Raw genomic sequence first — 14,682 nt, 5'->3', positions numbered from 1 at the left:
CACCAAGCAGACCATCACCATCACCAATACCACTTTTTTCATGCAAAATCCTCCTTTTGAGGGGCATGGCCCCTTTCTGCTTGTAAGGGTACGGCCGAGCTGAAGGCAAATCCATGCACTTCGTTGCGCAAAACATTGATTATTATCCGAACGTTTCTTTATTCTTGCACTTTTTTCCACGAAGTTGCAGTTTTTTCCGAACTTAGGGTGTTACTACCGTTTTCTGGTTGCGAAATCAACAAAACTGCCTCCATACTTTCGTCTGGGAGGAGCTGATGCGACTACATACCCTGAAGGGAAAAATCACCACGATCACGGTAGTATTCACACTTCTGGTTGCCATACTGGTGGCAACATTCAGTTTTTTCCTCTTTCGTTCCTTCGCCATACAAAGCCAGATATCCTCCACCGAATTCAATCTGCAGTTCATCGGGGCAAAGGCGAGGGAGCATATGGTAGCCCTTGACTCCTTGGTCAAATGGTGCACCACCAACACCCAGGTAGCCGCCTATCTGGAACAAAGCGGCACCCAAATCGCCTTGACCACCTATGACAGGGTGAAGGAAGAAGTGATGAACAACCTTGCCCAGGCATATGTGAACAGAATCATCATCACCGACATCAATCACACAAAATTGCTGCATACCGGTTTGTCCATGAGTGACAGCAAACCAGTCACCACCTCAAATGTCGGGAAAGTGCTTCCTCTTGCATTCCGACAGAATGAAGGATGGAATCCCATTGACTTCGATCCCTTCCTGCTTCGCGACCAGCAGATTCTGCCCATCAGACGGGTGATCACTCGTTCATCATCCACGGAAGTCACCGGCCAGCTCTATCTAGCCGTTTCTTCCGCTTTGATCCTCGACTTGATCAAGGACTATACCCTCCCCGAAGGTTCTTCGCTCTATCTTTCCATCGCCGATCGTATGTACCGGATCCAATCGGGAACCTTCATCTATGTTCCTACCCCACCTTCCCTAAAGAACGAGGAGAGGAATACGGAAAAACAAACCAACGTCAGTACCATCCGAATCGGCAAGGACAACCTTCGGCTGGTGACCTGCCCAACCGGCTTTGCAGATATCTCGCTCTCGCAGACCCTGCCTCCGGGGAAGATCCGATTAGAGAGAAACCTTTATATCTCATTGCTAATCATCATTTTGGTTGCAGTTCTTCTATTCGGCTCATTGCTTACGCTGTTGCTGAACCGGCTGTTTAACAAACCCATCATAAAAATCCAGGACAAGATGAATGCCATAGCGCTCAGTGATTTCTCATTCGACCCTTCCATCGAATGGGACGATGAATTCGGTGATATCGGCAAAGGAATCAACAACCTCGCAGGAAGGCTCGATTCCTTGCTAGAACGCAGGATTGCCGATGAAAAGAAAAAGCAGGATCTGGAGTACCGTATGCTCCAAAGCCAGATTAATCCGCATTTTTTATACAACACCCTCAACTCAATCAAATGGATGGCCACCTTGCAGAACGCACCGGGCATCGCGGAGATGACCACCAGTCTCTCTCGCCTACTCAAGAACATCAGCAAAGCGGATGAACCGGTCATCAGCCTGGAAGAGGAATTGAATCTGCTCAACGACTATTTCATCATCCAGAAGTACCGATACGGGGGTACACTTGTCTTGTGCAACAAAATTGAAGCAGCATACTGCGCCATCGGCATCCCCCGCTTCACCCTCCAACCATTGGTGGAAAATGCCATTTTCCATGGCATCGAACCAAAAGGCGGGGCGGGGACGGTTACGCTTGAGGCCTTTGAATCCGACGAGCAGACAGTGACGTTGACCATCACCGATGACGGAGTGGGCATGGATGAGCATACACTTGGCAATGTGCTGGCCTCCGACACCAATCCCTCCAAAGGCATGTTCCGGGAGATCGGAATCCGCAATGTGAATAAACGCCTTGAGCATACATTCGGCCCCTCGTACACGTTGAGTCTCGAAAGCAAGGTGGGTTCCTATACCAAGGCGAGCATCAGACTGCCGAAACGGACGAAGGAGGGGAAATCATGGCAACGAAACTGATCATTGCGGATGATGAACCTTTGGTATTGGTTGGATTGCAGTCGATGATCGGGTGGGCGGAGCTTGGCATTGAGATTGTCGCTGTGGCGCGCAACGGCAGACAATTACAGGATGCCATTGAGAAAGAACGGCCCGATCTGGTCATTACCGACATCAAAATGCCGATTAAAAGCGGATTGGAAGTAATGAAGGAAACCTCGGTCACCTACGGCCGGCTCCCCCTGTTCATCCTCTTGACCAGTTATGAGGAATTCAGCTTCGTCAAGGAAGCACTGCTGCTGCAAGCCGTCGATTATCTGGTGAAACTGGAGTTGACCGCGCAAAGTCTGAAAGCCTCCGTCACTAAAGCGCTTGCATTGCTGCATACCGTGAAGGCGGAGGAAAACCCATCCATGCTGGTGTATGAACGAAGTCCGATGCAAGCCTTCCGTGACAAGTTTTTCGTACGACTGTTCAACGGCCTGATCGATTCCAGGCAATCGTTCGAGGCACAGCGCAAGGAACTGCAGCTGGCTTTCACCAGTCCTTGGTATATTGTCTGTTATCTGGAAATCCAAACGGATCAGGAAGACACGGAAGTCGGTGTATATTACAGCACGATGGGGATGATCAAGGAAACCATCTCCAAATACCTGCAATGTTACCTGACCAGTCTCGATCTCCACCATGCGGCGATCACCTTCTGCCTGACCGAGAGTCAATGCCAACATGTTCGCACCATCCTCAGGCAGGTGCTGGAGAAAACCATACAGGTCATCTACAATTACTTTTCCGTCCATCTCGGTTTCTGCATCGGACTCGCCGTCCAAGAGCCATTTCATTTGGCTGAAGCGTTTCTCTCCGCCCGTCAACTGCTTCCCGTGCTCAGCGACAATCTGAGGATAGTGTTTGCGGAGCCGAGTGCATCAATGGAGACCAGTTTCAACTTGGCACCGTTCAAAACCCGACTCACCCGTTCCTTCGAGGAGCTGGATGTACCTGAACTTGCCAAGATCATCAATGACATAGCCCAGCAATTTTCGACCCAGAACATCAGTGCACTCCAAGCGGTGGAAGCTTCCAGCACCATCCTCTCCATGGCAATCAGTCTGTTGCCGGACGGCCAGCATCTGGTCAACGGGATTTTTGAACAGGAGCGGGGCAATTACCGCCAGATCTATACCTACACAACGACCGAGCAATGCCGATTGTATCTCCAACGACTGGCTGAGGGGTTATGTGAACAGTTGCATGCACGCAAGCAGGACTACCGGGCAAAGGTGGTAACCAATATCCAGCAGTATATTCAGGAAAACCTCAATCGCAAACTCAATCTCAACGAGGTCGCCTTGTTGTTCGGCTTCAGCCAAAACTATCTGAGCAGTCTCTTTTCGAAATACAGCGGCTGCAGTTTCGTTGAATACATTACCAAAACCAAGATTGAGGCGGCAAAGGACCTGATGGCGAAGACTGATTCCAGGATCTATGAAATTGCCGACCAACTAGGATTCGAAAGTTCCTTCTATTTCAGCAAGGTGTTCAAGAAGGTGGAAGGCATTTCCCCTCGCCAATACCTGCAGCATCTGCAGAGGACGCAACCGAATGAAAAACCTCAGTGAGTACAAAGACCGGCTTCCTGGCCTTTTCACCACATACCAGAGTGTCCCCCCCGCTGCCGATAGAACCTTTTGGCAGAAGATGGATGGTGCATATGTGCCATTCCTGCTCGAAAAGGCACAACAGATCATCGGACAGGATATCCCGCTCCTGAACGCAAGCACCTATCGCTTATTCTCGCAAACCGGGGACAGGAAGACATACGAAATACCCTATTTCCAGCGCAGGAAAGCATTGGGAACCTTGACGCTGGCTTATTGCCTGACAGGAAATCAGACATATCTTTCGCCGGTGATCGATTACATTTTTGCAATCTGTGAAGAGACAACTTGGTGCCTTCCTGCCCATAACAGTTATAGCAGGGATGCCGAGCAGCTCCCCTTCGCAGACGCGTCCCGCCCGATCATCGATCTGTTCAGTGCGGAAACGGCAGCCACCCTCTCCCAAGTGCATGCACTGCTTGCATCAGAGCTGGATTCGATCAGCCCGAACATTGCCAGAAGGATTATCGACGAGGTACAGAAGCGGGTGTTTTCCCCCTATCTTTCACAGCATTTCTGGTGGATGGGAAACAGAGAGGAACCGATGAACAACTGGACGACTTGGTGCACCCAGAATGTGTTGCTTTCAACATTTCTGTTACCCACCAGCCAATCCTTCAGGTACAGTGCCGTCATCAAGGCCTTGGCCAGCCTTGATTGCTTTCTCAAGGACTACGGGGAGGATGGCTGCTGCAGTGAAGGAGCCCAGTATTTCCGCCATGCAGGGCTTTGCCTGTACGGGGCTCTGGCACTTCTGAATACTGTATCAGGAAACGTCTTCCTACCGGTCTTTTCCGAGCCAAAGATCCGGAACATGGCTGCATTCATCCGCCATATGCATGCGCAAGGGCCGTACTATTTCAATTTTGCAGATTGTTCACCCATGCCGGGTCAGTGTACCGCTCGCGAGTATTTGTTTGCCGAGGCCGTCGGGGATGCACAACTGATGCAATTCACGGTCGCCTCGGCAAGAATGCGGCCACTATCGGAACGCTCTCTGCCTGACGAGATCAACCTGACCTACCGCCTGCTCGAAGTGAAGCATCTCCACCGCTTGGATGCCGACACCCTATTCTTGCAACCTCAGGACATATACTACCCAAGTGTGGGTATTTTCATTTCCCGCGACCGGACGTTCGCTCTTGGCGTGAAAGCAGGGGGAAACAACGACAGCCACAACCACAACGATACGGGAAGCATCACCGTGTATAAGAGCGGTTTTCCCCTTCTCCTCGATGTGGGGGTGGGAACCTATACCAAGCAAACCTTTTCCCAGGATCGCTATGCTATCTGGACCATGCGCTCGCTCTATCACAACCTAACCAATTTCCCGCCTTTTGAACAACAGGCAGGTGTGCAATTCAAAAGCGAAATTCTCTCTATGGCACGTGATGAAAGGACTGCATCCATCAGACTGGCACTTGAGCACACGTACCCTAATGATCTCGGTTTGGAAAGCTACGTGCGGACGGTCACCCATCACAAGGGTGGGAACATCGTCATCACGGAAACGGTTGCGGGCCCGGTGCATCCGATCCTCTCGCTGATGGTCTATCTTACGCCCACCGTTGAGGGGGCAATCATCAACCTGGAAGGCAAAGCTGAACTGAGACTGCAAGCCGAGTCGTTTTCTGTTGCGGTTGAATCGATACCCATTACCGACACCAGGCTCAGAGAAGCCTGGCCGACCTGTCTGTACCGTATCCTCATTTCGTATGAAAAAGAATTGTCGTTTACGATCCAGTAATGCTATCTCTTTTTATATAAATCAGTTAGTAATTCCCAAAACAATCCTTTTCTTTTTTTGTTTGACAGCAGACTCCCACTGGGTTACAGTAAACGGTAGATAAAATAAATTGGAGGCATTATGGCCACTGTACAACTCAAAAACATTTGCAAAGTGTACGAAGGTGGAGTAAAGGCCGTCGACAATGTCAACATTGACATCAAGGACAGACAATTCATCGTCCTCGTCGGACCTTCCGGTTGTGGTAAATCCACGACACTCCGCATGGTAGCTGGTTTGGAAGACATCACCAGCGGCGAACTCTACATCGATGGAAACCTCGTAAACGACGTTCCCCCGAAAGACAGAGATATCGCCATGGTATTCCAGAACTATGCACTGTATCCCCACATGACCGTGTATGATAACATGGCATTCGGTCTGAAAATCCGCAAATTCCCCAAGGAAGAGATTGACCAGCGCGTACGCGAAGCTGCCAAGATCCTCGAGATCGAGGAACTGCTGGACAGAAAGCCCAAGGCTCTTTCCGGTGGACAGAGACAACGTGTTGCCGTAGGTCGTGCCATCGTTCGCAAACCCAAGGTATTCCTTTTTGACGAACCGCTGTCCAACCTTGATGCAAAACTTCGTGTTCAGATGCGCGCAGAGATTTCCTCCCTGCACAACCGCCTCAAGGCTACGATGATCTACGTCACCCACGACCAGGTCGAGGCGTTGACCATGGCTGATGTGATCGTCGTCATGAAGTTCGGCGTCATCCAACAGATCGGTGGACCGCTTGACCTGTACAACAATCCGCAGAACAAGTTTGTCGCTGGATTCATCGGTTCTCCTCCGATGAACTTCCTCGAAACCACCGTTGAGGCTGATGGCTCAGACATCTACGTCAACGAAGGTTCCTTCCGCCTGAAGGTTACCGCCGAGCAGAAGAAGTTCCTGACCCCGTATGTCGGCAAGTCGGTGACTTTCGGTATCCGCCCGGAAGATGTAACATTCGCCAATGCCGAAAAGGCTGGAGAAACCATCAACGGTACGGTCAGTGTCGTAGAACCACTTGGTAGTGAGACCCACGTGTATGTGGCAACCACCAAGAGCCAGGTCATCGGCAAGATCGAACCCAGCCTGGTCCCCGCTCCGGATACCAAGATTTCCTTGGTCCCCGATATGGCAAAAGCAAAGTTCTTCGACCTTGAGACCGAACAGGTCATCAAAGGCTGATCGCATTAAGCGTAATTCCAACCGGCCCGATTTGGGCCGGTTTTTTTATACGATTGCGTGCTCCCGCCAACGGATGTCCTCAACCACCAAATAACAATTCGGATCGAGCATACGCGATTCCTTCAGGACGGTTCTGACTTCACGCCGCCGTACCTGTACGAACAGCAGCACCACAACCCCGTCCCTTCCTTTGCCGGAGAATTCGGTTACCCGGAACCCTGCATTGCGCAAGGCGGCAGCAACTGCTTCTCCTTGAAGGGTAAACACCTTCACCACCTGATCACCAATTTTGAGTACATTTTCCAAGGTCATGCCGACGAACGTTCCCGTGGCAAATCCCAATGCGAAGGAGAATGCGGTCAGGGGATCGGAAAGATCATTGAGCACCTTCGAAACGGCAAACACCCAAATCATGGATTCAAGGAATGCTATGCAAAAGGCAAGCAACCGTTTCTGACGAATAATCAATGCATGACGCAACGTCCCCAGCGAGACATCGAATACCCTGGCAATGAATATGACCAAGGCCAGCCAAAGCGTGTCGGAGGCAAGCACCACGATACCCTCAATGTGTTATGAAATTTGGATGAACCATCCATGGCTACCATATGCGAGAAACAAAAAAGAAGCAAGCCATATCAATATTCTTGATTTTATTCCTATTTCGGAATTATGTAAACGGTATGCAAAATTTTTGAGACGAAAACGGCATACGATAAAAAGCCCTTCGCAAGGAAGGGCTCCATCAAAATTCCGACAACCTAGAACAGGGCGTGGTACAAACTCTTTACCGCATCCTGGGCTTGCTCGGCATCGACTCCCAAGAGAATGGAAGTATCGGAAGAACCGTAATTGAAGAAATTCAGTTTGATCCCGTCCTTGGCCAAGGCAGAAGTGCTCTTGGCGATCAGATCAGGCTCCTGCATGACGCCGACTCCAACAATGCCGACAACGGCATGCCCATGATCCACCTCGATGGAATCAAGGGAGAACTCACTCTTGATCCTGACACACATGGCGTTCAACACGCTTTCACTCGCCTGGCTGGTTTCAAAAAACCACACGATGGAATCAACGCCGAACAGGGAGAATGCAGGACGGACCCCAAAGATATGCAACATGGTCAACAAAGCATGACGAATCCCGGTCCCCTTGAACAACATCAACTTTCTGAGCGTCAGGCGGCTGTATCCCTTCTTGGCAGACACGCCTGCAAGCGGTTGTCCGTTCACCGGACGATCGGTCACAATCATCGTCCCCGCATCCATCGGAGCGTTGGTATTCTTTACATTGATGGGGATCCTGCTTGCAATGACCGGAGCGATGGCCTCCTCGTGGAACACTCCGGCCCCTACTCCGGCGAGCTCGCGAACTTCCCGATAGGTCATGGTCTTGATGACCTTCGCATCCTCAACCAGACGTGGATCTACGGAAAACACACCCGAGACATCCGTCCAGTTTTCATAGATATCGGCATCGCAGGCACGGGCCATGATGGCTCCGGTGATATCCGAGCCGCCACGGCTGAAGGTTTTTACTTTCCCTTCGGTATTGCATCCATAGAATCCAGGGACGATATACTTCTTTCCCTTGTGCAAGGCTTTCTTCAGATTCTCGTAGGTTTGGTCATGGACCGTTCCATCATCCTTGATGACGATCAAAGGATCGGTATCGAGAAAGTTCCAACCGAAATACGCTGCAACCAATCGTGCAGAAAGATATTCCCCCCGGCTGGCTGCATACTCAGCTCCATGACCGGCATCAATCATCTGTCTGACCTCTTCCAATACCGGAAGGAACGACTTCTGGTCCATACCCAGGTCGACAAGGATGTTGGTATATCGCTGGGCGACTTTCTTGAAGAGTTCGCGACAGGATTGGCCTTGCTGCACCAAAGCATTGCAGGCGTACAGCATGTCGGTTACTTTCTCGTCATCCTTGCTACGCTTGCCCGGTGCGGAAACAATTACGATCTGTCGTTGCACCTGTGCATCAACAATGGATTTGACTTTTTGTATTTGCTTGGCATCAGCAACCGAACTTCCGCCGAATTTACACACGATCATGAGGACAATCCTCCCATCTCTACAAGATATCTTGAGCGTATTGTATTGAAGGATAGCACGTTGTGCAAGAGAACCCGGCAAGACGTGTATATAGGAAAATGCATGACAGAACAATCATTCACTGATACTCTACCTACAAGAGGAAAAACATGCAGGACTCAAGACGTTCCATCTATGCGTGGGCATTGTATGACTGGGCGAACAGTGCATTTGCAACTACGGTCATGGCGGGGTTCTTCCCGGTATTCTTCAGCACCTACTGGGCGGTAGGGGCAAGTGCTGAACAAGGGACCTTCTATCTGGGATTCGCCAACTCCTTGGGATCAGCGATCGTCGCCGTCATGGCACCGTTTTTGGGAGCGATCGCCGACTGGGGCAGTTATAAGAAACGCCTGCTTGCCTTTTTCGCCTTGCTTGGTTCCGTCATGACTGCCAGTCTGTACGTGCTGCAGTTGGGCAACTGGCCGATGGCTGTTTTGTTCTACTCCCTGGGGGTGGTGGGATTCAGTGGCGCAAATACGTTCTATGATGCATTGCTTCCCTTCGTGGCATCCGAACGGAAAGTCGATTTCGTCTCCTCCCTCGGATACAGCCTGGGCTACATCGGAGGCGGTCTGTTGTTCCTGGTCAATGTGTTGATGTACCTCAACCCCGCTTGGTTCGGCATTGCCGATCAACAACAGGCGATCAAGATCAGCTTTGTCATCGTCGGCATCTGGTGGGTCGTATTCACTCTTCCTCTTCTGTTTTTTGTACACGAGGATAAGCAAAAACAGTCGATGCGTATGACGCAGGCGGTGCACAAGGGGCTTGTAATCACCATCAGCACAATCAAAAGTTTCCGACAATTGAAAACCATCGGTACGTTCCTGATCGCCTATTGGCTGTATATCGACGGGGTGGATACCATCATCCGCATGGCGGTCAACTATGGGACCAGTCTCCACTTCCCCAGTGAGTCCTTGATCATTGCACTGCTCATTACCCAATTCGTTGCTTTCCCTGCCGCCTTGGTCTATGCCAAACTCGGACAGCGATGGGGCGTCAAACAGGCATTGCAGGTTGCCATCGCTGCCTATACCGTCATCGCCATCCTGGGTTATTTCATGACCAAACCGCTGCACTTCTATCTGCTTGCCATCATCATCGGGCTTTTCCAGGGAGGCATACAGGCACTTTCACGTTCCTATTACACCCGGCTCATCCCGAAGGAACGCTCGGCCGAATTCTTCGGTTTTTTCAACATGCTCGGGAAATTCGCAACCATCATCGGACCGGTATTGATGGGTCTTGTCACCCTGCTTACCGGAAATGTGCGAAACGGAATCGTCAGCTTGGTATTACTCTTCGCTCTCGGTTTCCTGTTGCTCAGAAAAGTTGATGAAAATCAGGGGCAACGCGAGGTTGGTGCTTTCCTCCAGGAATCCTAGGGAGCCCCAAGGCTTTACACAGTCGATATCGTATGCTATTACTGTGCCTCTGAGACTCCTGTCTCAAAGGAAGTTCCATGCAAGCGTTGCAAGAAAACAAAATGGGGGTCAAACCGGTCCCTTCCCTTGTCCTGTCCATGTCCTTCCCCATCATGCTCAGCATGTTGGTGCAGGCTCTTTATAATATTGTCGACAGCCTGTTCGTTTCCCATTACGGACAGACTGCCTTGACAGCGGTCTCCCTCTCGTTCCCCCTCCAGAATTTATTGATTTCGGTCAGCTTGGGTACCTCTATAGGAGTAAACTCCCTGTTATCCAGAAAATTAGGGGCGAAGGACAGTACTTCGGCAAACAAGGCAGCCGGGAATGGACTAAGCTTGGCGCTGATCAGCTGGGCAGGCTTTGCTTTGCTCGGCTTGTTGTTCTCAAGAACATTCATAGGGTTTTTCAGTGAAGACCCAAATTTGATTGCCATGGGAAGCCAATACATCGGTATCTGCCTCTTCTTCTCCCTGGGAATTTTCATAGACATTACCTGTGAGCGAATCCTGCAAGGGACGGGAGATACGTTCCACCCCATGATCATCCAGAGTACCGGGGCGATCGTGAACATCATCCTCGACCCGATTCTCATCTTCGGCTTGTTCGGATTCCCCCGACTCGGGGTGTTGGGTGCAGCCATCGCCACAGTATTCGCCCAGCATGTATCGGCGGCGCTGGCCGTACACTATCTTAGGAAAAACAAGGAAGTCCGGCTCACCCGCGCCTCCTTCCGTCTGGAAAAGCAAACGGTCCGTGACATTTATGCCGTAGGACTTCCTGCAATCATCATGCAGGCGATCGGAACCATCCTGACCACCAGCCTGAACAAGATCCTCATTGGTTTCGGTACGGCGGCAGTCGCTGTATTCGGCATCTACTTCCGGTTGCAATCCTTCATCTTCATGCCGATCTTCGGCCTGAACAGTGGCATGATTCCGGTCATCGGATACAACTACGGAGCAAGAAAACCTGAGCGCATCATCCAAGCGATCAAAGTGGGCATCATCGTATCCTTGCTCATCATGAGCCTCGGCTTTCTCGTGTTCACCTTCTTCCCCCAGGTATTGCTTGGTTGGTTCAACGCCGATGAAGCGATGATGGCAATCGGGACGGTGGCCATGCAGCGCATCAGCCTCTGCTTCATTTCCGCAGGGTTCTGCATCGTTCTGGGAGCCTTGTTCCAAGGAACCGGAGACGGCTACATTTCCATGATCATCTCCATAACCCGACAGATGATTTTTCTGCTCCCGGCAGCGTACCTGCTGGGACGGTTCGTCGGACTTGACGCCTTGTGGTATTCGTTCATCATCGCTGAAACTTCGTCACTTGCCTTGACGATCTATTTTTTCAGGCGGGTGTATATACGAAGGATCAAGACTCTCAGGACGGCATAGGATATACTCCAACCATGGCAACGTTTAAAGTGATGCTGCAGAAGCGGGCACGGGAGCTGAAAAAACAACTGAGCGCAGTCTACTATGCATCCAAGGATGAGCGAGTCGGAATACTGGCCAAGCTCATCATGGGCATTGCCCTGCTGTATGCACTCAGTCCGATCGATCTCATCCCCGATTTCATCCCCGTCCTCGGCTATCTTGATGATCTGATCATCCTTCCCGCCCTCATTGCCCTTGCCATCAGGCTCATCCCTGCCCCGGTCTTTCAGGATGCTCAGAAGAAAGCGGAGCAAGAGCCGATTTCCCTAGGGAAGAATTGGACGTTCGCTGTCCTCTTCATCGGGATTTGGGTTGTGGTATGCTACGTACTCGTGCGGGCGATCTTCCGATGATTTCCCTTGCAATGCATCCAGGATATCCTGGGATCTGACGGGAAGCGAGGTGAATCGAACCCCGACGGCTTGGTATAATGCATTGATGATCGCCGCCGTCATGGGTACCGTTCCCACTTCCGAAATTCCTTTCGCCCCATAGGGCCCACCCGGTTCCGGATCTTCGATCAAACTGATGTGATAAAAAGGGGTACTTTCCATCCGGGGAAGTCCGAGAGCCCCAAAATGTTTGGTAGTCGGAAGCCCTTCCTCTACCGAAAAATGCTCGGACAAGGCATAGCCGATGCCCATGCTGCAACATCCCTCGATCTGTCCTTCCAAAACCGTGGGGTTCAACACCTTCCCGGCATCATTGGCCACAATTACATCGAGGATCTGCACCTTTCCAGTCTGTGTATCCACCGCGAGGATCACTGCTTGGGTGGCATAGGTGTACGCTGGATAATTCTTGTACGCATTCGGGACTACACTTCGCCGTCCCTGTTCATCGCCGAGGGAGAAGGTACGCGGTGCTTCATGGTTGTAATGCACGCTGAGGCTCTGCTGTGTTGGTTCAGCCATCATTTTCTCGATCAATACTTCACAAGCCTTGACCACCGCCATACCGCTGACCAACGTCTGGCGTTCCCCGACCGCGCTGCCGTGGAGGGAAGTCGTATCGGTATCGCCGTTGGAGACCTCGATCAACGATGGGTCGACGCCCAGTGTCTGTGATGCAAGCTGTACCATGGCGGTACGGAAACCCTGCCCCATATCCACCCCCGAAACAGAGAGCAGATACCTGCCTTCCTCAGTTCGGGTGATGGTTGCTCCGGCATTGTCCACCCGGCCTTTTCCCGCCCCGACATTCTTGAAACAGGAAGCCATTCCGTAGCCAAGTACGGTGTGGGGTTTCGGATACTGGCCGGCATGACGGGCAAGCACCCGCTTGAGTTCGGATCGGCATACCCTGATGGTATCGAGCATGCCCACACTGTCGAACAACGTCTCGCCACTGAAGGTGGAATCGCCGACTACCAATGCATTTCTCTCCCGCAATTCAAACGGATCCATACCCAATTGCTCAGCGGCTTGGTCCAGCAACACCTCCATGGCAAAGGAAACTTGGTTGATGCCGAACCCGCGCATTGCGCTGGAAAGCACATTGTTGGTCCTAAAGCATCGACCTCGAACCCGTGCAGCATCCACCCGGTAGGGGCCTACGGCGAAAATGCTGCTTTGATCGATGACCCTCGGACTCAGGTTCGCATACGCCCCGCCGTCGGAACGAAGATCTGCATCCACATAGACCAGCCTCCCGTCTTGAGAGAGACCAATCGAATAATCCATATGATATGGGTGTTTCTTGGTGCTCATCACCAACGACTCGGCACGGCTGAGAGTGATCTTGACCGGTTGTTGCAGCAACTCAGCTGCCAAGGCGGCCAAGGGCTGGACGGTTGCATCCCCCTTTCCCCCGAAACCTCCGCCAAGCGGAGTTACGATGATGCGAACCGAATCCAAGGGTTTTGCCAACACAGCGGCAATCTGCCGCCGTAATTCAAAGGGGGCTTGGGTGGGAGTCTTCACCACCAATTTCCCGTTTTGAGGATACGCGAGTACGCTCTCTGGTTCCAAATAGGCATGCTCAACCCAGGTCGTCTCAAAATGACCCTTCAGATGCAGCAATCCATCCTGCTTTCGTACCGTTTGGATGTCACCTTTTTCGTGGTTGATCTCCTTCAGTATATGATTTTCTGCGTCCGATCCATCGATGGAGAATATACCGGCAAGCGGTGTATAGGAAACCTTCACCTTGCCCGCCCCCTGCTCTGCTGCTTCCCTACTCTCCCCTACAACCAACGCAACCACATCTCCAATGAACCTGACCTCTGTTGCACAGAGTACCGGTTGATCGGCTTCAACCATCCCAAACCCATTAACACCCGGTACATCCTTGGCAGTAAGGACGGCAAGAACTCCGGGAACACACAGAGCCTGGGAATAATCGAGTGCATCGATGGTTGCATGTGGATAGGCAGAGAAAACAGGACGAGCGACAAGCATCGACGGCATATGCAGATCATCGGCGTAACCAAGTTGACCGGTAACCTTCCGTATCCCATCCCAATCGGCTTGGCGCTTGCCCAGCATGGCATAGGAGGGGGAAGTATCGCCAAAAGTTTGTGGAATGATTACGCTCTCCTCCAAATTTTCCAGATTCGCAGGAAAGCCGGGATCGAGACGTTCCCCAGCCAATTCCACCGCCTTGATGATCTTCGTATACCCGGTACAACGGCAGTAAGTATGGGAAAATGCCTGGAAGATCTGCATCCGGGATGGATGGGGTCGACTGTCGAGCAATGCCTTGGTGGTGAGAATCATCGCCGGGGTGCAAAAGCCGCACTGCACCGCCCCCGCATCCAGGAATGCCTGCGCTATGGGGTGCAAGGTCCCCCCCGATGCCTGAAGGCCCTCGATGGTAAGGACGTGCTTTCCCTCCACCTTTGCCAGCGGCAGGGTACAGGAACGAGTCGGCTTGCCATCGAGCAGGACGGTACAGGCTCCACAGTGCCCGGTTTGGCAACCGGATTTCGTGCCCATCAAACCCGCGATTTCCCGCAGGTAGACGAGCAACGTCCCCGAAGCATCAAGGGCAGCATTTACCGGTTTTCCATTCAAGGTAAAGGAAACAACTGCATTCTGCATTTGCGATCGCTCTC

General features: G+C 51.7%; 10 protein-coding genes. 7 read left to right on the top strand and 3 right to left on the bottom strand.

Going from position 1 to position 14,682, the window contains the following annotated elements; genetic code table 11:
• The first annotated feature begins 275 nt into the window (after positions 1–275).
• The 4 genes from AB7C91_RS12020 to AB7C91_RS12005 all read left to right on the top strand — a co-directional run bounded on the left by AB7C91_RS12020 (position 276) and on the right by AB7C91_RS12005 (position 6,653).
• Entirely contained in the window at positions 276–2,051 is a 1,776-nt protein-coding gene (locus tag AB7C91_RS12020) for a sensor histidine kinase (RefSeq protein WP_332447151.1), read from the top strand.
• Positions 2,036–3,649, top strand: a complete 1,614-nt coding sequence (locus tag AB7C91_RS12015; RefSeq protein ID WP_332447150.1) for a response regulator transcription factor — start codon at positions 2,036–2,038, stop codon at positions 3,647–3,649. Before AB7C91_RS12020 ends, AB7C91_RS12015 begins: the two co-directional genes overlap by 16 nt.
• Positions 3,633–5,435 carry a hypothetical protein gene (locus tag AB7C91_RS12010; RefSeq protein WP_428591764.1) on the top strand — a complete coding sequence of 601 codons (1,803 nt, stop codon included), beginning with the start codon at positions 3,633–3,635 and terminating at the stop codon, positions 5,433–5,435. Before AB7C91_RS12015 ends, AB7C91_RS12010 begins: the two co-directional genes overlap by 17 nt.
• A 120-nt stretch (positions 5,436–5,555) precedes the next feature.
• Positions 5,556–6,653, top strand: a complete 1,098-nt coding sequence (locus AB7C91_RS12005; RefSeq protein ID WP_332447148.1) for a sn-glycerol-3-phosphate ABC transporter ATP-binding protein UgpC — start codon at positions 5,556–5,558, stop codon at positions 6,651–6,653.
• A gap of 45 nt (positions 6,654–6,698) precedes the next feature.
• Here AB7C91_RS12005 and AB7C91_RS12000 read toward each other — a convergent pair whose 3' ends face one another.
• Both AB7C91_RS12000 and AB7C91_RS11995 read right to left on the bottom strand, forming a co-directional pair.
• Positions 6,699–7,211: a DUF2179 domain-containing protein gene (locus AB7C91_RS12000; RefSeq protein ID WP_332447147.1), complete on the bottom strand. Its 513-nt coding sequence runs from the start codon at positions 7,209–7,211 to the stop codon at positions 6,699–6,701.
• Positions 7,212–7,414: 203 nt separating this feature from the next.
• Positions 7,415–8,719, bottom strand: a complete 1,305-nt coding sequence (locus AB7C91_RS11995) for an aspartate kinase (RefSeq protein ID WP_428591760.1) — start codon at positions 8,717–8,719, stop codon at positions 7,415–7,417.
• Between the two features lie 149 nt (positions 8,720–8,868).
• Between AB7C91_RS11995 and AB7C91_RS11990 the strand changes: the two genes are divergently transcribed.
• From AB7C91_RS11990 to AB7C91_RS11980, 3 genes are all read left to right on the top strand, one after another.
• The gene (locus AB7C91_RS11990) at positions 8,869–10,149 is read left to right on the top strand and encodes an MFS transporter (RefSeq protein WP_428591756.1); all 1,281 of its coding nucleotides are present in this window, start codon (positions 8,869–8,871) and stop codon (positions 10,147–10,149) included.
• 77 nt (positions 10,150–10,226) lie between these two features.
• Complete coding sequence (locus tag AB7C91_RS11985) at positions 10,227–11,585, top strand: MATE family efflux transporter (protein WP_428591753.1); 1,359 nt, start codon at positions 10,227–10,229, stop codon at positions 11,583–11,585.
• 14 nt (positions 11,586–11,599) lie between these two features.
• Positions 11,600–11,980 carry a YkvA family protein gene (locus AB7C91_RS11980; RefSeq protein WP_332447143.1) on the top strand — a complete coding sequence of 127 codons (381 nt, stop codon included), beginning with the start codon at positions 11,600–11,602 and terminating at the stop codon, positions 11,978–11,980.
• Here the strand turns inward: AB7C91_RS11980 and AB7C91_RS11975 are convergent.
• On the bottom strand, positions 11,894–14,668 hold the full coding sequence (locus tag AB7C91_RS11975) for a molybdopterin-dependent oxidoreductase (RefSeq protein ID WP_428591749.1): 2,775 nt from the start codon (positions 14,666–14,668) through the stop codon (positions 11,894–11,896). The two genes, AB7C91_RS11980 and AB7C91_RS11975, sit on opposite strands and share 87 nt — an antisense overlap.
• Positions 14,669–14,682 lie beyond the last annotated feature (14 nt).

It is taken from the genome of Sphaerochaeta sp., from assembly GCF_050256055.1.
In the GTDB taxonomy this organism is placed as follows: domain Bacteria; phylum Spirochaetota; class Spirochaetia; order Sphaerochaetales; family Sphaerochaetaceae; genus Sphaerochaeta.
Note: the sequence above shows the minus strand (reverse complement) of the source record. Positions and strands in the feature narration are given on the sequence as shown.